At 39.3% G+C, this 23040-nt stretch carries 21 protein-coding genes and 2 pseudogenes; 11 read left to right on the top strand and 12 right to left on the bottom strand.

Annotation, left to right across the window (positions count from 1 at the left end):
* Positions 1-49 precede the first annotated feature (49 nt).
* From RT41_RS02560 to rsmG, 6 genes are all read left to right on the top strand, one after another.
* Positions 50-1063 (top strand): NAD(P)H-dependent glycerol-3-phosphate dehydrogenase, encoded by a 1014-nt coding sequence (locus tag RT41_RS02560; RefSeq protein ID WP_096817217.1) that lies wholly within the window; start codon positions 50-52, stop codon positions 1061-1063.
* A 106-nt stretch (positions 1064-1169) separates the two neighbouring features.
* The gene (gene galU, locus RT41_RS02555; protein WP_096817215.1) at positions 1170-2096 is read left to right on the top strand and encodes a UTP--glucose-1-phosphate uridylyltransferase GalU; all 927 of its coding nucleotides are present in this window, start codon (positions 1170-1172) and stop codon (positions 2094-2096) included.
* A gap of 114 nt (positions 2097-2210) precedes the next feature.
* On the top strand, positions 2211-2597 hold the full coding sequence (locus RT41_RS02550; RefSeq protein ID WP_096817212.1) for a NusG domain II-containing protein: 387 nt from the start codon (positions 2211-2213) through the stop codon (positions 2595-2597).
* Positions 2594-3124 carry a Gx transporter family protein gene (locus RT41_RS02545; protein WP_054639215.1) on the top strand — a complete coding sequence of 177 codons (531 nt, stop codon included), beginning with the start codon at positions 2594-2596 and terminating at the stop codon, positions 3122-3124. The genes RT41_RS02550 and RT41_RS02545 overlap by 4 nt, the downstream gene beginning before the upstream one ends.
* On the top strand, positions 3115-4074 hold the full coding sequence (locus RT41_RS02540; protein WP_096817210.1) for a polyprenyl synthetase family protein: 960 nt from the start codon (positions 3115-3117) through the stop codon (positions 4072-4074). Before RT41_RS02545 ends, RT41_RS02540 begins: the two co-directional genes overlap by 10 nt.
* Positions 4071-4784 carry a 16S rRNA (guanine(527)-N(7))-methyltransferase RsmG gene (gene rsmG, locus RT41_RS02535; RefSeq protein WP_096817208.1) on the top strand — a complete coding sequence of 238 codons (714 nt, stop codon included), beginning with the start codon at positions 4071-4073 and terminating at the stop codon, positions 4782-4784. The genes RT41_RS02540 and rsmG overlap by 4 nt, the downstream gene beginning before the upstream one ends.
* Before the next feature lie 65 nt (positions 4785-4849).
* Here rsmG and RT41_RS02530 read toward each other — a convergent pair whose 3' ends face one another.
* The 6 genes from RT41_RS02530 to RT41_RS02505 form a co-directional block, all read right to left on the bottom strand.
* Positions 4850-5086 carry a serine hydroxymethyltransferase gene (locus RT41_RS02530; RefSeq protein WP_096817206.1) on the bottom strand — a complete coding sequence of 79 codons (237 nt, stop codon included), beginning with the start codon at positions 5084-5086 and terminating at the stop codon, positions 4850-4852.
* Positions 5087-5146: 60 nt separating this feature from the next.
* On the bottom strand, positions 5147-6475 hold the full coding sequence (locus RT41_RS02525) for an amino acid permease (RefSeq protein WP_096817203.1): 1329 nt from the start codon (positions 6473-6475) through the stop codon (positions 5147-5149).
* A 68-nt stretch (positions 6476-6543) separates the two neighbouring features.
* Positions 6544-6885 carry a GNAT family N-acetyltransferase gene (locus RT41_RS02520; protein ID WP_096817200.1) on the bottom strand — a complete coding sequence of 114 codons (342 nt, stop codon included), beginning with the start codon at positions 6883-6885 and terminating at the stop codon, positions 6544-6546.
* 404 nt (positions 6886-7289) lie between these two features.
* On the bottom strand, positions 7290-8003 hold the full coding sequence (gene pyrF, locus RT41_RS02515) for an orotidine-5'-phosphate decarboxylase (RefSeq protein ID WP_096817198.1): 714 nt from the start codon (positions 8001-8003) through the stop codon (positions 7290-7292).
* Positions 7996-8946, bottom strand: a complete 951-nt coding sequence (locus RT41_RS02510) for a dihydroorotate dehydrogenase (protein ID WP_096817196.1) — start codon at positions 8944-8946, stop codon at positions 7996-7998. Before RT41_RS02510 ends, pyrF begins: the two co-directional genes overlap by 8 nt.
* A complete protein-coding gene (locus tag RT41_RS02505; RefSeq protein WP_096817194.1) occupies positions 8943-9743 on the bottom strand; it encodes a dihydroorotate dehydrogenase electron transfer subunit in 801 nt (266 codons plus the stop codon). Before RT41_RS02505 ends, RT41_RS02510 begins: the two co-directional genes overlap by 4 nt.
* Before the next feature lie 319 nt (positions 9744-10062).
* Between RT41_RS02505 and RT41_RS02500 the strand changes: the two are divergent.
* From RT41_RS02500 to RT41_RS02490, 4 genes and pseudogenes are all read left to right on the top strand, one after another.
* Positions 10063-11164, top strand: a pseudogene (locus tag RT41_RS02500) (SPFH domain-containing protein); the annotation flags it as partial.
* Positions 11165-11172: 8 nt separating this feature from the next.
* Positions 11173-11346, top strand: a pseudogene (locus tag RT41_RS10775) (SPFH domain-containing protein); the annotation flags it as partial.
* A 20-nt stretch (positions 11347-11366) separates the two neighbouring features.
* Positions 11367-12485 (top strand): TFIIB-type zinc ribbon-containing protein, encoded by a 1119-nt coding sequence (locus tag RT41_RS02495; protein WP_096817190.1) that lies wholly within the window; start codon positions 11367-11369, stop codon positions 12483-12485.
* Positions 12482-13282, top strand: coding sequence for a TPM domain-containing protein (locus RT41_RS02490; protein ID WP_054639218.1), 801 nt, complete (start codon positions 12482-12484; stop codon positions 13280-13282). The genes RT41_RS02495 and RT41_RS02490 overlap by 4 nt, the downstream gene beginning before the upstream one ends.
* Before the next feature lie 488 nt (positions 13283-13770).
* On the opposite strand, the gene RT41_RS02485 is transcribed toward RT41_RS02490, so the two are convergent.
* A complete protein-coding gene (locus RT41_RS02485; protein WP_096817188.1) occupies positions 13771-14307 on the bottom strand; it encodes an rRNA large subunit pseudouridine synthase E in 537 nt (178 codons plus the stop codon).
* Positions 14308-14406: 99 nt separating this feature from the next.
* Complete coding sequence (locus tag RT41_RS02480; protein ID WP_245811571.1) at positions 14407-16728, bottom strand: glycosyltransferase family 39 protein; 2322 nt, start codon at positions 16726-16728, stop codon at positions 14407-14409.
* 238 nt (positions 16729-16966) lie between these two features.
* On the opposite strand from RT41_RS02480, the gene RT41_RS02475 reads away from it, so the two are divergent.
* A complete protein-coding gene (locus tag RT41_RS02475; RefSeq protein ID WP_096817184.1) occupies positions 16967-17956 on the top strand; it encodes a hypothetical protein in 990 nt (329 codons plus the stop codon).
* Here RT41_RS02475 and RT41_RS10325 read toward each other — a convergent pair.
* The 4 genes from RT41_RS10325 to RT41_RS02460 form a co-directional block, all read right to left on the bottom strand.
* The gene (locus RT41_RS10325) at positions 17953-18153 is read right to left on the bottom strand and encodes a hypothetical protein (protein WP_143467338.1); all 201 of its coding nucleotides are present in this window, start codon (positions 18151-18153) and stop codon (positions 17953-17955) included. The two genes, RT41_RS02475 and RT41_RS10325, sit on opposite strands and share 4 nt — an antisense overlap.
* Positions 18154-18165: 12 nt before the next feature.
* The gene (locus RT41_RS10730) at positions 18166-18300 is read right to left on the bottom strand and encodes a hypothetical protein (RefSeq protein ID WP_281251366.1); all 135 of its coding nucleotides are present in this window, start codon (positions 18298-18300) and stop codon (positions 18166-18168) included.
* Between the two features lie 732 nt (positions 18301-19032).
* Positions 19033-22227 (bottom strand): carbamoyl-phosphate synthase large subunit, encoded by a 3195-nt coding sequence (carB, locus tag RT41_RS02465; protein WP_096817181.1) that lies wholly within the window; start codon positions 22225-22227, stop codon positions 19033-19035.
* 319 nt (positions 22228-22546) lie between these two features.
* Positions 22547-23032 (bottom strand): glutathione peroxidase, encoded by a 486-nt coding sequence (locus RT41_RS02460; RefSeq protein WP_096817179.1) that lies wholly within the window; start codon positions 23030-23032, stop codon positions 22547-22549.
* Between the last annotated feature and the right edge of the window lie 8 nt (positions 23033-23040).

Raw genomic sequence — 23040 nt, 5'->3', positions numbered from 1 at the left:
AAGTATAGTCTATATTTGTTTTCATAGAATTCATGGAGGAACTCACCATATGAATCATCAAAAAATTGCTGTTTTAGGGCCTGGTTCGTGGGGAACTGCGCTTTCCCAAGTCCTAAATGACAATGGCCACGAAGTCCGCCTTTGGGGGAATAATTTAGAACAAGCCAAAGAAATTAACGAAAAGCACACAAATACTCGTTATTTCAAAGACATCATTCTAGATGAAAAAATTGTTGCATATACGGATTTAAAAGCCGCACTCGACGGCGTTGACGCTCTTTTGTTTGTCGTTCCAACAAAAGTAACTCGACTTGTTGCCCAACAAGTTGCAGCCCTTCTAGACCATCGCGTCCATGTCATGCATGCATCAAAAGGTCTCGAGCAAGGGACTCACGAACGTATTTCAAGCGTCCTAACAGAAGAAATTCCTGAGCATCTACGTGGTGAAATTGTAGTTGTTTCTGGTCCGTCACACGCTGAAGAAACAATCGTTCGAGATATCACACTGATTTCCGCCGCTTCTATTGACAATAACGAAGCCAAATATGCCCAATCGCTCTTTTCAAATGATTATTTCCGCCTCTATACCAACAATGACGTTATAGGTGTTGAAACGGCAGGTGCTTTGAAAAATATTATTGCGGTAGGAGCTGGGGCACTCCATGGTCTTGGTTTTGGCGATAATGCAAAAGCAGCAATTATTACGCGCGGTCTGACCGAAATTACACGATTGGGTGTTGCATTAGGAGCGGAACCCTTGACTTACATTGGTCTATCCGGTGTGGGTGATTTGATTGTAACAGGAACTTCTGTTCACTCACGAAATTGGCGCGCAGGTGATGCACTCGGCAGAGGTGAAAAGTTAGCTGATGTTGAAAAAAATATGGGTATGGTAATCGAAGGAGTCTCTACAACCAAAGTTGCTTATGAATTGGCCCAGCAATTGGGAATTGACATGCCAATTACTGAAACAATATATCAAGTTTTATATGAGAATCTTGACCCAAGAACGGGAATCCTTGAAATAATGCGTCGTGAAACACGAGCCGAAAACGAATTCTGATTGTGAAACAAGGATTAAATACAAACGTTGCAATATCCTATATAATGGGATATAATAAAAATATATACTATTATCTTTACAAATATATAAATAATGAGGAGTAGATATGTCAGTTATTAAATCAAAAACAAAAAAAGTTCGTAAAGCAGTGATTCCTGCTGCCGGACTTGGGACTCGTTTTTTACCAGCGACAAAAGCACTTGCAAAAGAAATGTTGCCAATCGTTGATAAGCCAACCATCCAATTTATTGTTGAAGAAGCTTTAAAATCTGGTATAGAAGATATCTTAATCGTTACGGGCAAGGGAAAACGTCCCATTGAAGATCATTTTGATTCCAATGTAGAACTTGAAGAAAATCTTCGTGAAAAAGGAAAAACAGAGCTGTTGAAATTGGTTGAAGAAACAACTGACATCAATCTTCATTTTATTCGTCAAAGTCATCCTAAAGGTTTGGGACACGCTGTTTTACAAGCTAAAGCATTTGTTGGTGACGAACCATTTGTTGTTATGCTTGGTGATGACCTCATGAACATCATGGGTGAGGGTGAACCACTGACTAAATCTTTGATTGATGATTATGAAAAGACGCATGCCTCAACTATTGCTGTCATGAAAGTCCCACATAACGAAGTCGACAAATATGGGGTCATTGCGCCGAGTGGTAAAGTTGCTGACGGACTTTATAATGTCGACAAGTTTGTTGAAAAACCAGCTGTCGAAGATGCTCCCTCAGACTTGGCCATTATCGGTCGTTATTTATTGACACCAGAAATTTTTGGCGTTTTGGAAACACAAAAACCTGGTGCAGGTGATGAAATTCAACTTACTGATGCGATTGAAACATTGAATAAAACGCAACGGGTTTTTGCGCATGAATTCAAGGGGACACGCTATGATGTGGGTGACAAATTTGGTTTCATGGAAACTTCTATTGAATATGGTCTCCAACACCCTCAAATTAAAGACGATTTAAAGGCTTATATCATCGCGAAAGGTAAAGAACTTTCACAAGAAAAAGGGTCGAAAAAATAAAAATTGAGCCACTGGATCAGAGGATTTAGTGGTTTTTCTATTTTTCCAAAATTAACAACTATTCATTTGTAATTATCATGAAAATTTTGTCAAAATATGCTATGATTAAGAGTAATGAAATTTCTAAGAGATATAAAAATAAAGCCTCTCGATATCGTCATTATTCTGCTCCTCTTTTTTTCAAGTTTCTCGGTTTTTGCATTTATGCCAAAGGCTGAATCGGGAGCCAGTGCTGAAGTTCGAGTAAATGGTCAAGTTGTCAAGCAATTTGACCTGAACAAAAATGAAACATGGACTTATCGAGCAAAAAATGGCAATTGGAATATTATTGAAGTAAAAGACGGCAAGATTCGGGATAAGGCAGACAACTCTCCAGACCAAATTGCGGTCCATACAGGTTGGATAGACCAAGTGGGACAAACGGCCGTTTGTTTACCCCATAATTTAGTCATTCAAGTCATGAGCGGTAAGGAGAATAATGAGGTCGATTATAACGCATGAATATTAAAGAATATATCTATGTTTCTCTTTTGACTGCAGTTGCTGTCGTCATGGGGATAGTGGAATCATGGTTTCCACCTTTTTTTGCATTCGCACCTGGTGCAAAAATTGGTCTTGCCAATTTGGTCATGATTATTGCTATATTCACATTAAATTGGCGAAAAGTCTGGGTAATGGAGATTCTGAGATTACTCATCACTGCTTTATTTACAGGGTTTTCGGTTTTTATTTATTCAGCAGCGGGTGGGGTTTTGTCATTACTGATGATGTATGCCATGAAACAATTTGGGCCTCGCTTGGTCTCTAAAATTGGAATATCTGTTGTCGGTGGATTTTTCCATAATCTGGGACAGTTGACAGTTGCTGCGCTTCTCGCTCAAGCCTATTCTGTGATGATTTACCTTCCATGGCTCACGGTTTTTGGAATGTTAGCCGGCTTCGCGATTGGGATGGGGGGAAATCAACTCATCGATCGAATTAAACCAATTCACGAGTTATTCGTAAAAGAAAGTAAACTATGGACGTAAAAAATAGGATTTGGAAAAATTACCCCGAACTTGAGAAAAAGCTAAATAAAGTTACAATTTTAATGAAAAAACAAGTTCGCGTTAAAAATAAAGACATCCAAGCCGCTATTTTTGATTTAATTGATGGTGGTGGAAAACGGTTGAGACCAGCTTATCTCCTTCTTTTTGCTGGTTTTACTGAACTTGATGATAATGATGCTTTTGCTCTTGCTGCAAGTATTGAACTCCTGCATACTGCGACTTTAATTCATGACGACGTCGTTGATAAAGCTGATACGCGACGTGGTGTTGCTACTCTCTCTAATAAATATAATCCTGAAATTGCCGTGTACGCAGGGGATTATCTCTTTGTGGCCGTCTTTAAACTTTTGTCTGAGCATACCTTTGAAGTATCCAACTTGACCAAGCATTTAGGTTCAATCGAACGGCTTTTGGGTGGAGAATTGGGGCAATTGGACAATCATTTTGATTTGGAACAAAATTTAGATGATTATATCGCAAACATCTCAGGTAAAACTGGGGAACTCTTTGCATTATCTGCTTGTGCCGCTCCTGTTGTGACCAAAAACAATAAATTAGCCAATTTAGCAAATAAAATTGGAATGAATATTGGAATTGCTTTTCAAATTATGGATGACTATCTCGATTATGCCTCAGACGCAAACACTTTAGGTAAACCGGTTCTTGAAGACGTGCGACAAGGAATATATTCTGCGCCGATCCTTTATGCTTTAAAAGAAAATCGGTCTGAAGTAGAACATTTGTTGAAAAATGAGTCCTATGATGAACTTTTTGACTGGATTCAAAATTCAAATGCGTTAATAGAAACAAAAAAACTGGCTCAGTTTTATACAAACAATGCCTTAACCCTGATTGATAAATTACCTCATCATGAAAATAAAACCGTAATTGCTGAGATTACTGCAAAACTTTTAGAGAGAGCCTTATGACCCCAGAAGAATTTTATGCCCAATTAAAAACGTTTGATATTGTCTTAAATGACAATCAAAAGGTTCAGTTTGAACGCTATTTTGAACTGCTTGTAGAGTGGAATGAAAAAATAAACTTAACGGCGATTACAGAAAAAAACGAAGTTTATTTGAAACATTTTTACGACTCGATTGCACCACTTTTGTATCAACTCGTTGAAAATAAACCCATTAAAGTTTTAGATATTGGGGCAGGGGCTGGTTTTCCCAGTTTACCTATGAAAATTATTTTTCCTCAATTAAAAGTGACCATCATTGATTCATTAAATAAAAGAATTAAATTCTTAAATTTACTAACTGATGAACTTGAAATGAAAGATGTTGAACTTTTGCACGGCCGTGCTGAAGACTTTGGCCAGAATAAAACCTACCGAGACCAATTTGACATTGTTACAGCGCGTGCTGTTGCTCGATTGTCAGTACTGACGGAATTAACTATTCCCTTTTTAAAAATTCATGGACTTCTGCTTTCTTTAAAAGCTGCGCAGTTCGAAGACGAACTTCGTGATGCCAAAAACGCCATTACCAAATTGGGAAGCAAATTTGTGAGTGAAGTATCATACAAATTACCTAATGGTGATGAACGGCACATTGCTGTTATTGAGAAGAAAAAAGAAACGCCCAAAATATATCCTCGTAAGGCTGGCACACCAAACAAAAATCCTTTATAAAATAAAAACATCATAAAAATGATGTTTTTTTCTGTCTTTTAATTCTGCTCACTACCTATTAAATCTTAAATGATTAGAGCACGTTTTCTCACTTCTTCTTTAAATTCAACAATCTTTGACGAATTTGGAATAAAAGTTAATTCATTGAGTAAAGCTTTGAGTTCTTGATCAAAAGAACGACCAAATTCGATATCACTTTTTGTTTTAACAAATAAAACTTTTTCTGTTGCTGAAATTGTAGTGTCCAAAATGATGCTGTACATGAGATGGAGCAACTCTTTCTGATTTTTTGTTAGTGTCATTGTATTCCTCGTCTTTCTTTAGATTACAACAGTTATACATTATTTTCAGAAAAAAAGCAACTATTTAACTTTACGAAATGAAATAAAGCTTAGAAGACAAACAATGAAGGCGAAAATACTGATTCCCAGTGGATTATTTAGCACTAAATTAAAAGCTACAATGAGTAATGCTACAAATGTGACCACACTCACTCCTTTTTTCCACAAAGAAGCGCGATTAAGAAAATAAAAGCGAATTGAAGCTAGCAACAACATCATCCAGGTAATCAATACCGTGTATGAGATCGATCCAGCCATGTAGCTAAAGAGTCCATCCCCAAAGATATAAGAGAGAATAACACCGATAAAAAGAACAGCAGCACAGAATGCAATTGCACGAACAGGTGCCTGCCGTTTTGACAATTGCCCCAAATAATGGCCTAGCCCATTCTTCGAATTTTTTGTTCTGGCATAAAGCGAACGTGAGGTCGCATATATCATTGAATTAATCACTGAAAAGAGGGCTAAAATAATTACAAAATTTATTATGTCCCCAGCATATGGAATCCCAAATTTATCAAAAATAAGAACAAAAGGACTCGCCTTAGTTTCAGACAAAAACTTCCATGAGAATAATTCTAAAAATAGAAACATTGGAATCACGTAAAAGGCTACAATTCGGCTCATAACTCCACGAATTGCTTTCGGGATTGCTTCCTTCGGATTCTCAACTTCTGAAACCGTAATGGCAATCAATTCTGACCCCCCATATGAATAAATGACCATCAACATGGCATTGAAGATCCCGCGGTAGCCATGAGGCATAAATCCGCCATGTAAATTCATTTGGTTTAGACCAGTTGAAATCCCCAGATGTAAAACTTGAACCATTAAAAACCAAAAACCAAGACCAATTAATAGGACAATGACGCCAACTTTGGCGATTGCCAACCAATATTCTGTTTCAGCAAATGCTCTGACAGAGTACAAATTTATGCCCAGGGTTAAAATGGCAACTGCCAGCACAAAAATCCAATTTGGTACCTGGGGCCACCATACGTGCATAAATTGGGCAATAGCTGCAGCTTCTGCAACCATTACAGCCATGGAATCAGCCCAGTACACCCAATCGGTAAAATGTCCCCAACGATTCCCTAAGAATGGAGAAACGATTCCTGACATTCCTACAGATTTTGTTTTTTGTTGAAGAACAATTTGCCCGACACCATAAATAACGACAAATAATATAAGACCAGCTAGTAAGTAAGCGAGCATTACCGATGGCCCAGCTGCTTGAATGGCACTTGATGAGCCTGCAAATAATCCTGCACCAATGGCCCCTCCCAAAGACAGCATAACGACGTGCCTCGTTTTCATTGATGACTTTAACTTCTTTTCTTCATTTTCCAAAATAACTTTCCTTCCTCATTTCCTTACCAGTCCTGTTTTTGGCAAGAATTTTCCTTAATGAAACCCACTTATGTTTGTTCCTTATTTTTTTGTCTAAGAAATCCGTTTCGTTGATAACCCAACTTTTCATATAAATGCAGATTCCTTTCATCTTGTATAATTGTAACTAATTCCCAGCCATCTTTAGGTCTGTAACGTTGTTCAACTTGATGAAACTTTTCTTGTGCAACCCCACGGTTTTGAAATTCTGGATCAATTCCAACTAGAACGACGGCTATTTTATCTTGGCCTTGGAAGACACCATTCAAATGTTTCAATCGAATCATGCCGAATATTTTATTCTGCCATTTCGCCACATCTATTTCTGAACGCTTATCCTCAATTTTTTCCAGCAATTGTTTTTTCGTCATGGTGACTGGATTTATTTCATTGTCATGATATTTTTCAAGAAAGGACGAAATATTTTTTAACCAAACTAATTAATCCACCACTTCATCAACTCTAACAATCTGCAAATTGAATTACATTAAATTTTCCTTTTCTATTCTGAAATATTCCCAAAAAGAAAAACCGATTCGCAAGCGACTCGGTTTCTAGAGAATCACTGGCTTAGATACTTTTTGAGAATACTCAAAAGTTGTATCTAGCCAAAGCTACACACAACTATCCGCACCAGTAATAATATGATTGCATTAATTTTTGTGTTGCCATTTGTTCTCTCCTTTTCATGTTTTGTTGTATTAAATTATAACAGCTCATTTTGAAAATGCAAGCATTATGTAATTTCTAAAAAAATTTATAAAATCGTACTGACTTATTCATTCCAAGCCCTAAATATGGCTCGATATGCTTCATAAGCATGTTCTGCGTGGGTAATTGGTCGCCCAACAACAATATAATCCGACCCAACCTTGCGTGCTTCTTGTGGTGTCATCACCCTTTTTTGATCACCGTTTACATCCGATTTAAGACGAATTCCGGGCGTGAGACAGATAAAATCCTGGTTGGTTGCTTCTTTGATCATTTTCACTTCTTTCGCTGAGCAAACAACTCCGTCAAGTCCTGAAAAGGCCGTTCGCTCGGCATAATGAACAACCGACCTGCCAATGGACGTTTGAATATTTTGATCTTTTCGCATCCCAGCTTCAGATGTGGAAGTTAATTGGGTCACAGCCAACAACTTGGGAATAGATTGCCCAGGCACAGTCCCTTCAATTAATCCTTTTCTAGCAGCTCGCATCATCTCTGATCCACCTGCCGCGTGAACGTTTGTCATATCAACCCCTAAATTAGCTAATACACGCATGGCCGATTCAACTGTATTTGGGATATCGTGCAGTTTTAAATCTAAAAAAACGGAATGATGAAGTGATTTAAGGTAATCAACGATTTTTGGCCCTTCAGCGTAATATAATTCCATGCCAACTTTCAGATAAAGTTTTTCCGACTTAGGAAATTGATTAAGAAATAACCTGACCTGATCTAGGTTAGGAAAATCAAGTGCAATAATGGGTTTACTTTCACGCATTTTGGATTCCTTTCTTACTTTCTCTTACTTCTTTTATTAACCGCTCTATGCTCTCAATTCCATATTCGTCCATTTTTTCTGGCAAATCATTTATAATTTTAGGACAAATCAATGGATCCGTGAAATTAGCTGTCCCAATTGCTACAGCAGATGCACCTGCCATATACATTTCGAGCACGTCTTGTGCTGTTGCCACGCCTCCCATTCCGATAATCGGCAGATCAACGACTTCTGCGACCTGATGGATTAATTTTAAGGCCACCGGTTTAATAGCTTTTCCAGATAATCCACCAGTCCCGTTAGCAAGAACAGGTTTTCTCGTTTTTAAGTCATAACGCATTCCCATTAAGGTATTAATCATGGTAATCCCATCTGCACCTGCTTTTTCGACTGCTTTTGCGATGGGTACAATGTCAGTCACGTTGGGTGACAGTTTGGGATAAATGGGGAGATTTGTAACTGCTTTACAAGATTTAACGAGTTCAGAAGCAACTTCTGGGTCAGTTCCAAATGCTTGCCCTCCATGCTTAACATTGGGACATGAAATGTTAAGTTCAATGGCTTTAACATTACTCGCTTCACCGATGCGAGCACAGACCGCTACGTAGTCTTCTACGGTTGAGCCAGCAACATTTGCAATAATCGGTAATTCCGGGAAATGATTAGCTAAAAATGGCAACTTTTCAGCCAATATAAAATCAAGCCCTGGATTTTGTAAACCTATGGCATTGAGCATGCCAGATGTTGTTTCAGCCACACGTGGTGTGGCGTTGCCAAATCGTGGGTTAATTGTGGTCGCTTTGATCATGATTGAACCGAGCTGGTTCAGATCATAATACTTAGCATATTCTTCGCCGAACCCAAAGCAACCTGAGGCTGGCATTATTGGATTCTTCAAATCAAGTCCAGGTAATGAAACGGCAAGTCTGTTTTTAGTTGTCATAAAGTTAATTCTCCTCCCTTAAATACAGGTCCATCTTCGCAAACTTTTAGGGCATGCCCTGAAATTCCTTCTGGATCATCCTTTGTATGAACGACACAAGCATAACAAGCCCCAATTCCACAAGCCATTCTCGATTCCGTTGAGATATATAATCTTTTTAAATGCGAGTATTTATTGTAAACGGCTTTTAACATTCCCGCCGCTCCACAGGTATAAACTGCATCAGGCTCGAATTCAAGTCCATCCATAAGCATTCCAACATGGCCGTGCCTCCCATACGAACCGTCGTCAGTGGCAACCTGAACGGTAACATTTTTTAATTCTGTAAATTCTGCTTCTAAGATTTTAAACTTAACAGACCCAAAACCTAGAAGAACGATTATTTGACAGCCTTTTTTGGATAACTGTTTGGCTAACTCGTAAAGTGGTGGAACACCAATTCCACCAGCAACCAAAACAATTTTCTCATGCCTTTTGACCTCATGGATGGGAAAGCCGTGCCCTAAAGGCCCAAGCACATCAACTTCTTGTCCTCCGATCAGTTCTGACAATGCACGCGTCCCTGTCGTTTCATCTCCTGCACGATAAAGAAGGGTCAAAGTCTGCTGTTCTTTATCCCAGGAAGAAATTGAAATGGGACGACGTAAGAGCATCGATTCTTTTGGTGCTTTCAAATCTAGAAATTGGCCTGCTTCATTAAGTTCATCGACCATTCGGCCCTTCAGTGTCATTTCGAATATATTTTCTGCGACTTCCATTTGTTTGACAATTGTCATCTTTTCTTGTAAAACGGGCATTATATCTCCTTTTTTATAAATAAAAATGCACTTACAGAAAGTCTGCAAGTGCACAAAAAATTGATATTAGAATACCTGTCAACCACTCTACAAGCTATGATTGACTCTCGTTCTAGTAATTTTCATTTTCCGGTTCCTTGCAAGCCTCACTGGACTCATTTAAAGGTTTTAATCATTATAGCTTAATTTTTTTAATTCGTCAAAAATTATCGAAAAATTAATATATAACTTTGATAGACAAATTTTATCTAGATATTCTTTATGAACGAGTAATTTTCTGATATAATGAAAGCATTAACAGGAATAAGGAGAACACAGCATGGGAATCATAAAAGCAGCGACAAGCGCCTTAGGTGGAACACTTGCCGATCAATGGCTTGAGGTCATTGAACCAGATGAAATGAGTGATCAAACCGTCTTTACCAAGGGGGTCATGGTCAGAAAAAATGACAAGCGCGGCTCAAATCGTAAAGGAACTGCTGATGTCATTACTGACGGTTCTGTTGTCCACGTTTATCCAAACATGATGATGTTGTTAGTGGACGGGGGCAAAATTATTGACTATAGTGCTGAACCTGGCTATTATACGGTCAAAAACGACACGGCACCCAGCATGTTTAATGGAAATTTGCGTGAATCCATTCAAGAAACGTTTTTCCGTTTCAAATTCGGTGGCGTAACACCACAAAGTCAACAAGTTTTTTATATTAATTTGCAGGAAATCAAAGGCATTAAATTTGGTACTGCTACACCTTTACAATACTTCGACAATTTTTATAATGCTGAACTTTTTGTAAGAACCTATGGGACTTATTCGATTAAAATTACCGATCCATTGGCTTTTTATGCGAATGCCATTCCCAAAAACCAAGATCACGTAGAAATTCAAGATATCAATGATCAATACGTGTCTGAATTTTTGACTGCTTTGAATACGTCAATCAATCAATATTCAGCACAAGGTGAACGTGTTTCCTACCTGACTTCTAAAAGTATGGAGCTCTCCAAATACATGTCCGATGTCCTCGATGAGGACTGGCGTAAACTGCGTGGCATGGAAATTGTTTCCGTTGCTTTGGCAAGTATTTCTTACACAGACGATAGTCAAAAGTTAATTAATATGCGCAATCAGGGGGCAATGTTAGGTGATCCAAACGTGCGTGAAGGCTATGTTCAAGGTGCAGTCGCTCGTGGGATGGAAGCAGCCGGATCAAATACAGGTGGCGCCATGAATGCTTTCATGGGAATGAATATGGGCTTGAATCAAGCAGGAGGGCTCGTTGGTCAAACTAGTCAGGCCAACCAAGCCCAAATGAATCAACAAAAGGCCGAAAAAAATGACGAATCCTCATGGAAATGTACTTGCGGAACTGAAAATACAGGCAAATTCTGCCAAAACTGTGGCAAAGCAAAACCAGCTTCCGAAGCCACATGGACTTGTTCCTGTGGCACTGAAAATACAGGCAAGTTCTGTTCAAATTGTGGTAATAAAAAGCCGTCAACTGAAGAAACCTGTTCAGAATGTGGTGCCATCGTAGATACTGCGCAAGGATTGCCAAAATTCTGTCCTGAATGTGGGAAAAAATTTGTTCCTAAAGCCTAATAATCGTGGAGGAGAATGCTATGGGCGAAAGTACTGTCATTACTAATAAATGTCCCAATTGTGGCGGCCCCTTGCTCTTTAATCCAAAAGACCAAAAATTTCACTGCGAATATTGTGGCTCAACTTTTACCGAAAATGAAGTCAATCAAATTGCCCAAAAACAAGCTGATGCTGGTATCAAAGACCCACTAGGGCAAACTACGACCGATGTCCAGGCAAGTGATGAAAAAAATGTAGAAACACAAACAGAAACATCACAAGATGTTGGCCTATTTCTCTGCCCGTCTTGTGGTGCTGAAATTGTAACCGATGCAAACACTGCTTCTACTTTTTGCTTTTATTGCCACAACCCCGTATTGCTCTCAAGCCGTTTATCAGGTCAATTTTTACCCGAAAAAGTTTTACCCTTTCAAATTGAACGCAAAGAAGCTGAAAATGAGTTTCTCGAATGGGTAGGTAAGAAAAAATTTGTTCCGAAAGCTTTCTTCAACAAGAAACAGATTGAAAACCTTTCCGGTGTCTATTTTCCTTATTGGGTGGTTGATGCCGATTTGAATGGTCAATTGACTGCACGTGGTCGAAATGTGCGTGTCTGGATTCAAGGTGATACAGAATTTACTGAAACATCAGAATTCCAAATCACAAGAGTCGGCGATTCAAGTTTCAAAGACTTGGTCAAAAAAGCACTTCGCAAAAATTTATCTGATCATCTTGTAGGTGCTGTAGAACCATTTGATATGCGACAAGCAGTTGATTTCAAAAACCAATATCTGTCTGGTTTTTTGACAGAAAAACGAGACATTGAATTTTCCGAAATGAAAACCGATGTAGAAAAAGAATTTCAACAATACGCTACAAGTTTGATGCAAAGTACAATTAATGGTTATACCGCTGTCACAAATGTCCGAGGCGAGCAGAATTTGACCCATATCAATCAAGACTATGTCTTACTGCCCATTTGGCTTGTAACTTACAAACAAAAAACTGATGGCAAAATGTACTATTATGCCATGAATGGGCAAACCGGAAAAGTCGCCGGAGTGCTTCCCATTGATACAGTAAAATTATTTTGGGTTTCGGCGCTGATTTTCATCGTCCTCCTGAATTTAGGAGTGATTGTGGGGTACTACATCTCATGAGAAAAAAAATAATTATACTCAGCCTTTTTATTCTGACGCTTATCTTAATGACACTACCAAAACAAATTTTCGCAGAAACCTTCACTGGGTTAATAGATGACCAAGCCAATCTAGTGATGAATGAAAAGAACAATTTGGAAAATCAAGCAAATGTGTTGGCTCAAGAAATCAAAGCCTCTGTTTTTGTTGTTACAACAGAGACCAATAATGAAAAACCTGGGCCTTTCGCAAAAAGCTACTTGGCATCAAAAATTGGAGCCGGTCAAAATGGTGTGGTTTTACTCATTGATATGGGGCAACGTGAAGTCTATCTTTGGGGGACAGGAAATATGGAATTCTACCTTACCCAAAGTCGTATCAATTCAGCACTCGATGACATTCAACCTAATTTGACTAATCAAACTTATACCCAAGCCATTGTCGACTATTTTGAACATGTTCAGTCTGCCGTTCGTGATGGTGTGCCGGGAGGACGAAAATATAGTGTCAATGAAGAAACAGGAAAAATCACATTTTACCACCAATTTAAAATAGAATACGTGGCGTTTGCCGCTTTTATCGCCTTAATAATTCCAGGATTATTTGCATGGTCCATCCAAAGACGTTATCAAATGAAAGACTCTAGTGCAAAAGTACGTTACAATTTGAATCAAAACAGTCAACTCAACCTGACAAATCAGCAAGACTTACTTGTCAATCGTTTTGTCACCACGCGCCACATTCCACGAAATAATAATTCTGGTGGATTTGGGGGAGGCGGGATGTCAGGTGGATCAGGCGGAGGACGTTCTTTCTAAATAAAAAAGCCATCAATTGATGGTTTTTTTATTTTACATGTACTCTTTTTAAATTCTTGCACCAAAAAATCACCAATTTCAAAAGGCCAGACAAAATGAGCAAGACTGAACTTTTAAGACTTTTTAAGATGTAGTCAGAAGTGCCTGACCTTTTTGTTTTTGAGAAATTTCTTCCAGCATTTTCATTGAATGGAAACAGTATGATACATATCTTTTATGACAAATTCCTTAGGATTGAACTTGAAGAAGAACTTTTTGTGCCATTAATCGTCTAAGAGAATCGGATTCCTCATTCCTCGTAAGCGGCATGAATAACCCCAAGGACCAAGAAATTAAAAATCTCACCAAATCTTTCTTTTTTAAAATCAAAAAAAGAATTTCCGACAATGACCTTATCTTGACAAAAAAACTTTTCGTTCTAATTTCTCCCCTTACAAACTATAATTCATGTCAAGTAAAAGTAAATTAAAACCTGTCAGAGACAGATTTTAACCTTTTATAATTTTGAATTGACCAGAAGGCAGATTGCCCAACTCATATTCTCCTATTTTCGTTCTAATTAATCGCAGCGTTGGAAAGCCAACTTTAGCAGTCATTCTCCGAACTTGTCGATTTTTACCTTCTTTAATTGATAGCTCTACCCACGAAGTTGGGATGGATTTACGCTCACGTATTGGCCGTGTCCGCTCCCAAAGCCAGTCGGGCTCATCCACTAACCTTACCTTTGCTGGTAAAGTTTTACCATCTTTTAATTGGACACCTTGACGTAAAGCATTTGCGGCTGCCTCTGAAAATTCGCCCTCCACTTGCACCAAGTAAGTCTTGTAAGATTTCGTTTTAGGATCAGTCAAACGATGATTTAATTGACCATCGTTCGTTAGTAACAAAAGCCCCTCGCTATCCTTATCCAAGCGACCAGCCGCATAAATATTAGGTAAATCAATATAATCAGCCAAAGTCATACGACCTTTGTCATCTGTGAACTTTGTCAATACGTTAAAAGGTTTGTTAAATAAAACAATCATGAAATTCCTCACTTCTCCCACATCATTCGTTCATTTCATTATACCATAGGCAGCATTCGAATATCAGATAAAAAAACAACCTCCTTGGAGGCTGTTCTTTTAATCGTTTATAATGGTTGTCAAATCATATAAGGTTCCACTTTGTCCACCTTGACCCATTTGTCCACCTGGTTGAGTCGATTGACTTGTTCCACTTGTACTCGTTGAGTTCTTGCCTTGACTCGTGGCTCCTGTCACAACTTGAGCGCTAGAACTCGACGTTGCATTTTTGCTTGTTCTTGCTAGACTCGTTCCATTTGTTGAACTGACTGAGGAGACTGTTTTAGCGTTAGCTTCAATCCATTTTACTATTTTTTCGATTTCACCAGTTGCATCTGTCGTATTTTCACTGTTTCCACCCATCATACCTTTACCACCCGAGTAGAAATATTTAATTTTTCCCTCTTTAACGAGCTTTTTAAATTCAGTCAAAGTGATTGAAGGGTCTGTTCCATTGAAACCGCCTAAAGCCATGACCGATTTACCCGAAGAAATGATATAAGGTGCTGCAGTTGACGCATCTGTTGTCGCAAATAAATAGGTGGCAGAGCCTTGATTCTTCTCAACATAAGATAATAACTTGCTATCGACAGAACTTGACATGCCCATACTGGAGTTACCACTTGTTAAAACACTTGGTCCCACTGTCGGAATTTGTGCTGATTCGTGTGATAAAGTAGGAGTTAAAGCCCACCAACCAGTCAATAAAGAAATGATCACTACCGTCAAGCCAGCTTTAATTTTGATGCTAGCAACTTGTCGTGGGAAGAACCAAGCAATCGATAAGAGGAGGGCAATAATACCAAGGCCAATCACCACGAGTGGATAATATGACCAAGCATAATAGCCTTGTAAAGCAAGGGTGGACAGAATCATTAGGGCAAGGGTGCCATTGGCCCACGTGATTCCTTTTTTCGTCTCTTGCACTTTTTTGATTGATTCTACCAAACCAATTGCAGCCAAAGCTGCAACTGCTGGTGCCAACATAATCATATAATAAGGATGGAAGAAACCTGCGATTGAGAAGAAGCCTCCTACAGGAATCAACCAGCCTGCCCACAATAAGGTCTCTTTTTGCTTAAGATTTAGTTCAAACCATCTTTGTTTACGTCGCCGACTTGCGAAAAATCCGACAAAGAGACCAATGATTGCTGTTGGGAGTAACCAAGAAGCCATTGGACCAAGCTCTGACTCGAAAATTCTTAATGGCCCAGCTGTACCGATATTAAAGGCACCGCCGCCAGCTCCCCCTGCTCCGCCAGGACTCGCTTGACTTCCCTTTTTCATTGTTCCACCAGGTGCCGTACCCTGCGTTTGAATGCCAGCTGGCATCGACTCACTGGAATTGCCAGAAGCATTTACCGAACCCTGGCTCACAGTTCCACTAGTTGGTGCCATTTGCGTTGGAGTCGAACCAGCTGGTTTTTCTGGAGGAGTCCCTACTCCTGAGCTCGTTCCCCCTACCGGTCCTTTTGTTCCATTAGGTGCTGTTCCCATTTGACCATTGCTGCTTGTCTCTGCTTCTTGCGTTGGTGTTATTCCTTGTTTAGCCGTCGTTTTACTTGACATGCCTGGGAAAGCACCTCCAGTTCCTGTCGTTTGACCTAATAATCTTTCTGTTCCATTATAGCCAAAGGCCAAATTTAATAAAGAATTATCCTCAGTTGACCCAATATATGGCCGTTCACTGGCCGGTGTATTGTCAACGATCGTTGTATATGAGAAGGTTGTAATTCCAAGTATCGCCAGACTCGCCAACATTCCCAATAATAATTTTTTCCATGGTAATTTGATGGCAATAAAATAATAGAGGAGCATAGCAGGTAAGACCATAAAGGCTTGAAGCATTTTCACATTATATGCTATCCCAATCAAAGCAAAACTCAGAAAGACATAACGGAGGAGTTTCTTAACGGCCCCTTTTTGAAGAAAATAAAAGGCTAAGAGTAAGAAAAAGATAAGGGTCGTATCCATGTTGTTTGTTCTATTGTCCGCTACAGCAATTGGTGTAATGGTCATAAAGAATGCTGCTAATCGACCTGCCCAAGGCCCAAATTTTTTCTTTAATAAAACAAACATGAGATAAGAATTAGCCACCCCAAACAAAACAGAAGGGAGGACAACCGACCAGCCATGAACTCCAAATATTTTAGCCGACAATGCCATAAACCAAAGGGCAACGGGCGGTTTATCTACAGTGATGTATGAGGCTGGGTCAAGCGAGCCATACCAAAATGCTTTCCAGCTTTCTGTCATTGACTTAATGGCAGCTGTATAATAAGCATTGGCATTACCTGCGTCCCAAATCCCCCAAGCATTTAGAAATAAAGCGAGGATCAAAATAGCCAAAAGCCAAAAGTCTACTCGCTGATACCACTTCATTTTTATTCTTTTCTTCATTTTTATTAACCCGCTTCTTTCATTCGATGAACATATTGTACTTCCTTTCTTTTTAGTCAGACTTAAATGAAAATAGAATAAAACTTAAATGGCAAGATTTCTTATATCATTTTTTTAATTAAGAGTTACATGATAAAATTATTAGTAATCGATTAGAAACACGAGTACTTAAGGACATTCAATTGAATAAACAATATATAAATGAGAAAAGGAACATATCATGAAAAAAGAAAACATTTTAAGCAACTCGCGAAAAGGTGCTGGTATTGGAGTTGCTGTCGTTGCAGCCGCAACTTTCGGTACCGTAAGCCCTCTTTCGGCTAAAGCATCCTCAGTCACACCATTTACAGTCGTCAAGGTAATTAAAAAGAACGATGGCTTCCATTTTACTTATGATGAAGTCGAATCCTCTCCGCTCGAAATGAATATTGGTTACAATCAACTCGACAAACAAAGTGCGACCTACGGTGGTGGAAACTATTACACCTCCAACAATCCCGGTTTAAAAGCCACCCTCTATGACGGGAAAGTGCGTTTCATTGTCCTTGATAATCCCACTCGCGATTGGGTGATTGAAATAGATGAGCACTTCTATGGTACAGTCCCCGTCTTTTATATGACGCAACAAGATTCTAATACAAACTATCGTATGCTTGAGATTTTATCAACCGGGGAAAAGATGACCTATAAAATTGGCGAAGGGACACTTCCAAAAGGGTCTATGCAATCCATCTACCTCGGGAAGGGACTTCTTTCACCGACACAAGTGTCCTATAATCGTTATCGGACCTATGTTGCTGTATGGAATGACCTTTATCGAGCCTATCGACCAAATGAACATGATATCTATCTTAATCAAGAACGCAAAATGCTGGACCTTGAAACCATCGCTCGAATTCATGATCACGCAGGTGGCGCAAATGCAGCATGGAAGATTTTATTTGATGAAGGAGGTATTGACCATTACAATTCACTCAATTCATTTTACGGGATAAATGCTGCTCCTTACTATTATTATGCCGCGGACCAAAAGGCGGTTTATGACCTCTGGGCTGACCGTTTAGAAGTTGGCTTTATGCTTCTAGGGGTTCCTATTCTAAGCCTTTTACAAAATGAAATGAATCAAGAAAACTTACAAAACTATAGTTCAATTTGGCAAAATCAACTCAAACAAATGGGGCTTGACACCTTTGATTATGCCCCCCTTTAACTCAATAATTCAACAGAAAAATCATCCAAGGAATGATTTTCTTTCTTTTGTCTACTAATACGTAACATAACCAGTCCATAAGAAAGGGCTGACAGGTGGCCAAGACTCATAGAATTAAGATTTTGGAAAAGGATTCCACCAAAATTAGAACCGATGGTTAGGCCTAGATACATGGCGAAACTATTTAAGCTCATCATCGTTGAGCGATATTAGAACGCTTGACCAACAATTTTAGCTATCAAAGCAGTCACACCAACTCCTTGTGCAAAAGCTAAACCGATCAGCAATAAACCAAATAAAATTAGGTAATGAAGAACTGGGGACGAGAGAGAAGTACTAGTCATCTTCCGAGCAGAATGCCAATTACAAAGGATATAGTCAAGACCTATATAACCATTCCACTGCTTTTGTTGCTCCATTTTCGCTACAATCTTTGCCCTATGATTTCTAAACGATTAGATAATTGGAGGGCGACAACTAAATCTGGTAAACACCAGAAGAAATAGAAAGATGGTAAATGATGGTAAAAGCACACCTGGAAGTCCCTAAGTCAAAGGCCCACTGACCTTGAAAGTTAATTTTTTTCTCTAGAGCGTCGGGGAACTTTTTCTTCGATAGGGCTCAAATAAAGTTGACGTCCAAGCAATGAATAGTTCAACTCGCAACTATTCGAAGATCACATTTTACAAAACAAAGCATTACTCTTCCATTTTTGTAGCACAAAAATCTGAATTCTCAAAGCTACATTTTTGAACTCTCTTGCTTAACTTTGAGATTAATGTAGCTTAACGTATGCACGATTTCGCTTTACTTATGGAGTTTTGTCGCTTTGATTTTGGGGATAAAAAGTCTGATATTTGTCATTATTTTGCTTGGATTAGCGCATTATGTTCCTTATCTTTAATTACTCTGGTGGTTGACTTGAGCAAGCTGTTGCTTCCTTTAATCCGAAACTACTTATATAACCTGCTCAAAGTAGCAGAAAGTTGTGGATTTCCTCTTTGAATTGAGCTAGAATGGTAAGAAAAAAAGGTAAAAAGTGAGCAGGATTTACTTTATTTTTACCTTTTTATAAATTAAATTGTCGTGGTTGCGAAACTTCTGCTTTCCATGACTTTTAGGATAGCTGCGACTGTATCGAGCGCGGTAAAGAGCGGAATACCTCGTGAAATAGCTTCTTGACGAATGCGGTAACCATCCGTTTCTGCAGTCAGTGAGGCACGGTTGGCTCCCATGGTATTAACCACTGCTTGTACTCTGGCGTTTCGAATTTCTTCAACGATGGTTCCTTCTTCATCAGTGGAGCCTGCTAACTTTTCCACTTCACGAACATACAAGCCATGCGCTTTGAAGTATTCAGCGGTCCCTGAAGTTGCGACCAATGAATAACCAATTTCAGCGAAGCTTTTTGCAAGTTCAAGAGTTTCGGATTTGTCCTCATCGGCGACTGTGAATAGAATTGAACCAAAGTCTTCCATGTGCAACTTAGCTGCTTCAAAGGCTTTATAAAGGGCTTTTTCTAATGTGACATCGGATCCCATTGCTTCTCCAGTTGACTTCATTTCTGGGCCTAAAAGGCTATCGACATTAGCTAATTTTGTGAATGAAAAGACTGGAATCTTGACATGAACCATTTCTGGTGTTGGTAAAAGTCCTGACTGGTATCCTAATCCTTCAAGCGTTTGACCCAAAATCAATCGAGTAGCAAGTTGAGCCATGGGAACATTGGTAACTTTTGATAGGAAAGGAACTGTCCTTGAGGCTCGAGGGTTGACTTCGATGACATATACTTGTTCCTCGTAAACAACAAATTGAACATTCATCATTCCGACACACTTCAAACCGAGGGCTAATTTAGTCGTATACTCAACGATTGTTTCGATAATTTTTGGCGAAAAGGTCTGAGGAGGATATACTGCCATTGAATCACCTGAGTGAACACCCGCCCGCTCAATGTGTTCCATAATGCCTGGCAAAAGGACATCTTTTCCGTCGCAGATTGCATCTACTTCACATTCACGGCCTTGGAGGTAGGAGTCGACCAAGACCGGGTGTTCTGGACTTGCCTTAACGGCACGCTTCATATAATCACGTAAATCATTTTCGTTATTTATAATTTCCATTGCCCGTCCTCCGAGGACAAAACTTGGTCGGATCAGGACAGGGTAGCCGATCGCATTAGCATTTGCAACCGCTTCAGATTCATTTGTTGCAGTAGCCCCCTTAGGTTGAGGGATCCCCATTTCTTGTAGGGCAACCTCAAATAGTTTTCTGTCCTCAGCTCGGTCAAGGTCAGCAACTTGTGTCCCTAAAATGCGTACGCCTACTCTGGTTAATGGCTCGGCTAGATTGATCGCAGTTTGCCCACCAAATTGAACAATTACACCCTCTGGTTGCTCAACATCAATCACGTTCATCACATCTTCAAATGTTAACGGTTCAAAATAGAGCTTGTCTGAGATTGAAAAATCAGTGGACACCGTTTCCGGATTTGAATTGATGACAATGGCTTCATAGCCCTCTGCTTGCACTGCCTTAACTGCATGTACTGTAGCATAGTCGAACTCAACGCCTTGTCCAATTCGAATGGGGCCAGATCCAAGTACAAGGATTGATTTTTTCTCGGAACGAATTGATTCCGTCATTTGCTCATAGGTAGAGTAGAAATAAGGTGTTTCGCTTTCAAACTCCCCTGCACAGGTGTCTACCATTTTGTAGACAGGGAAAAGTTGGTGTTCCAATCGGAAATGACGAACTTGTTCGGCTGCGCAGTCCCATAGTAAGGCAATTTCACGATCTGCAAACCCATTTTTCTTGGCTTCTTTCAAGACTGACAATTCAAAAGGGGCTGCTTTTAAGTCTTGTTCTATCTCGACAATGTGCAGTAACTTGTCTAAGAAAAACAAATCAATTTTGGTTAATTCATGAATTTCTTCAATCGAAATACCGCGGCGGATGGCCTCTGAGACATAGAACAAACGGTCATCTTGCACTTTTACCATTTTTTCATATAATTTCTCATCAGATGCTTGTCTTGCTTCTTCAAGGTCATTGTGGAAAGCACCAATTTCTAATGATCGGATGGCTTTCAAGAAACTTTCTTCTATATTTCGTCCAATTGCCATCACTTCGCCAGTTGCTTTCATTTGGGTTCCAAGGTGGCGGTCGCCATGTTCAAACTTATCGAAAGGAAACCGGGCTATTTTAGCAACCACATAGTCAAGGGCAGGTTCAAACAAGGCGAAGGTTTTGTTTGTTACGGGATTGACAATTTCATCCAATGTCATGCCTACTGCAATCTTAGCTGACATTTTGGCTATCGGATAACCTGTTGCTTTTGACGCTAGCGCCGAACTTCTTGAAACACGTGGGTTGACTTCAATGACACGGTATTGGAAAGAATGAGGATCGAGCGCCAATTGGACATTACAACCGCCTTCGATTTTTAAGGCTCGAATAATATTCAAGGAGGCATCACGCATCATTTGGTTTTCTTTATCTGACAAAGTTTGAAGCGGAGCAAAAACAATTGAGTCCCCTGTATGCACACCGACGGGGTCGAAGTTTTCCATATTGCAAACAACGATGGCATTATCTGCTGAGTCTCTCATGACTTCATATTCAATTTCTTTGTAGCCAGCAATAGACTCTTCAATCAAGCATTGTGTTACTGGGCTTAATTTCAATCCGTTGGCGACTATTTCGCGGAGACTTTCTTCGTTGTCACAAATTCCTCCTCCTGTTCCCCCCATGGTAAATGCTGGGCGTACAATAATTGGATAGCCAATTTTTTCGGCAATTTGAACTGCATCATCAATTGTAGTGGCGATATCGGATTTACAAAGGGGTTCATCTATTCTTTCACAAAGTTCTTTAAAAAGTTCTCGATCTTCTGCTTGGTCAATCGCCGATAGTTTTGTTCCAAGTAGCTCAACTCCCAACTCTTCTAATATACCGGCTTTAGATAATTCCATGGCCATATTTAAGCCTGTTTGACCGCCAAGTGTTGGTAACAAAGCATCTGGGCGCTCTTTGCGCAATATTTTTGAAACAAATTCAACCGTAATTGGTTCAATATAAACGCGATCTGCGATTTCACGGTCGGTCATAATCGTTGCAGGGTTTGAATTGACTAAGACAACTTGATACCCCTCTTCTTTCAATGCAAGACAAGCTTGCGTCCCCGCATAATCAAATTCAGCAGCTTGCCCAATAATAATTGGGCCAGAACCAATGATCATAATTTTCTTAATGTCTTTACGTTTTGGCATTTGTTTTCTCCTTTAAGCAACTGGTTGCTAAATTATTCACAAGTCTCTTGCTTTCGTTCCATCATTGTGTCCAACGATTTCCAATAAGGCCTATCAAGCGTCGGCGACAAAAAAACATCTGCCAGAAACCTAGCAGATGTGTACCAAAATGTATTCTGTCAGTCCAGACAGAAACTGTCCTCCTGATAGAATTTTAATATCCCGTTCACAACCTTGCTAGCCTCTCTGGACTAGATTAAAAGTTTTATCTTATTGAGTTTATCAAATTATTTGCATTAATTCAAGTCAAAAGTTAATTTACATTATTGAAAAAAAGCAGTTAAACTGCTTTTTTTAATTCATCAATAATTTTCTGTTCAAACTCGGTAGGTTCTGTAGCTGATGCAAAACGCTCAAGCACTTCACCATCTCGACTAATTAAAAATTTAGTAAAGTTCCATTTTATGGTTGATCCTAGTACTCCTTTTGCTTCATATTTCAAAAATTTGTAAAGCGGATGCGCCTCGGGTCCGTTGACTTTAATTTTTTCAAACATTGGGAAAGTGACGCCATAGTTCATTTGGCAAAAAGCTTCAATTTCCGAATTGGTGCCAGAATCTTGGTTCCCAAATTGGTTGCAAGGGAACCCTAAAATCTCCAAGCCTTGGTCGTGATACTTTTTATAGAGTGTTTCGAGGCCCTCAAATTGTGGTGTAAAGCCACATTTGCTGGCGGTATTAACGACCAATACCACCTTTCCTTTGTACGCTGACATGGAAACTGTATTGCCATTCATTTTACGGGCCGAATAATCATAAAATTTCATCTGAATCT

Origin of the sequence: Lactococcus fujiensis JCM 16395 (genome assembly GCF_002441655.1) — a bacterium.
Classification (GTDB): Bacteria; Bacillota; Bacilli; order Lactobacillales; family Streptococcaceae; genus Lactococcus; species Lactococcus fujiensis.
This window is presented reverse-complemented; position numbering and strand designations above follow the sequence as displayed.

Excerpts from the sequence above, each read along its gene's own strand:
- RT41_RS02560 (WP_096817217.1), top strand. The coding sequence starts at position 50 with ATGAATCATCAAAAAATTGCTGTTTTAGGGCCTGGTTCGTGGGGAACT.
- galU (WP_096817215.1), top strand. The coding sequence starts at position 1,170 with ATGTCAGTTATTAAATCAAAAACAAAAAAAGTTCGTAAAGCAGTGATT.
- RT41_RS02550 (WP_096817212.1), top strand. The coding sequence starts at position 2,211 with ATGAAATTTCTAAGAGATATAAAAATAAAGCCTCTCGATATCGTCATT.
- RT41_RS02545 (WP_054639215.1), top strand. The coding sequence starts at position 2,594 with ATGAATATTAAAGAATATATCTATGTTTCTCTTTTGACTGCAGTTGCT.
- RT41_RS02540 (WP_096817210.1), top strand. The coding sequence starts at position 3,115 with ATGGACGTAAAAAATAGGATTTGGAAAAATTACCCCGAACTTGAGAAA.
- rsmG (WP_096817208.1), top strand. The coding sequence starts at position 4,071 with ATGACCCCAGAAGAATTTTATGCCCAATTAAAAACGTTTGATATTGTC.
- RT41_RS02530 (WP_096817206.1), bottom strand. The coding sequence starts at position 5,086 with ATGACACTAACAAAAAATCAGAAAGAGTTGCTCCATCTCATGTACAGC.
- RT41_RS02520 (WP_096817200.1), bottom strand. The coding sequence starts at position 6,885 with ATGACGAAAAAACAATTGCTGGAAAAAATTGAGGATAAGCGTTCAGAA.
- pyrF (WP_096817198.1), bottom strand. The coding sequence starts at position 8,003 with ATGCGTGAAAGTAAACCCATTATTGCACTTGATTTTCCTAACCTAGAT.
- RT41_RS02510 (WP_096817196.1), bottom strand. The coding sequence starts at position 8,946 with ATGACAACTAAAAACAGACTTGCCGTTTCATTACCTGGACTTGATTTG.
- RT41_RS02505 (WP_096817194.1), bottom strand. The coding sequence starts at position 9,743 with ATGCCCGTTTTACAAGAAAAGATGACAATTGTCAAACAAATGGAAGTC.
- RT41_RS02495 (WP_096817190.1), top strand. The coding sequence starts at position 11,367 with ATGGGCGAAAGTACTGTCATTACTAATAAATGTCCCAATTGTGGCGGC.
- RT41_RS02490 (WP_054639218.1), top strand. The coding sequence starts at position 12,482 with ATGAGAAAAAAAATAATTATACTCAGCCTTTTTATTCTGACGCTTATC.
- RT41_RS02485 (WP_096817188.1), bottom strand. The coding sequence starts at position 14,307 with ATGATTGTTTTATTTAACAAACCTTTTAACGTATTGACAAAGTTCACA.
- RT41_RS02480 (WP_245811571.1), bottom strand. The coding sequence starts at position 16,728 with ATGAAGTGGTATCAGCGAGTAGACTTTTGGCTTTTGGCTATTTTGATC.
- RT41_RS02475 (WP_096817184.1), top strand. The coding sequence starts at position 16,967 with ATGAAAAAAGAAAACATTTTAAGCAACTCGCGAAAAGGTGCTGGTATT.
- RT41_RS10325 (WP_143467338.1), bottom strand. The coding sequence starts at position 18,153 with ATGATGAGCTTAAATAGTTTCGCCATGTATCTAGGCCTAACCATCGGT.
- RT41_RS10730 (WP_281251366.1), bottom strand. The coding sequence starts at position 18,300 with ATGACTAGTACTTCTCTCTCGTCCCCAGTTCTTCATTACCTAATTTTA.
- carB (WP_096817181.1), bottom strand. The coding sequence starts at position 22,227 with ATGCCAAAACGTAAAGACATTAAGAAAATTATGATCATTGGTTCTGGC.
- RT41_RS02460 (WP_096817179.1), bottom strand. The coding sequence starts at position 23,032 with ATGAAATTTTATGATTATTCGGCCCGTAAAATGAATGGCAATACAGTT.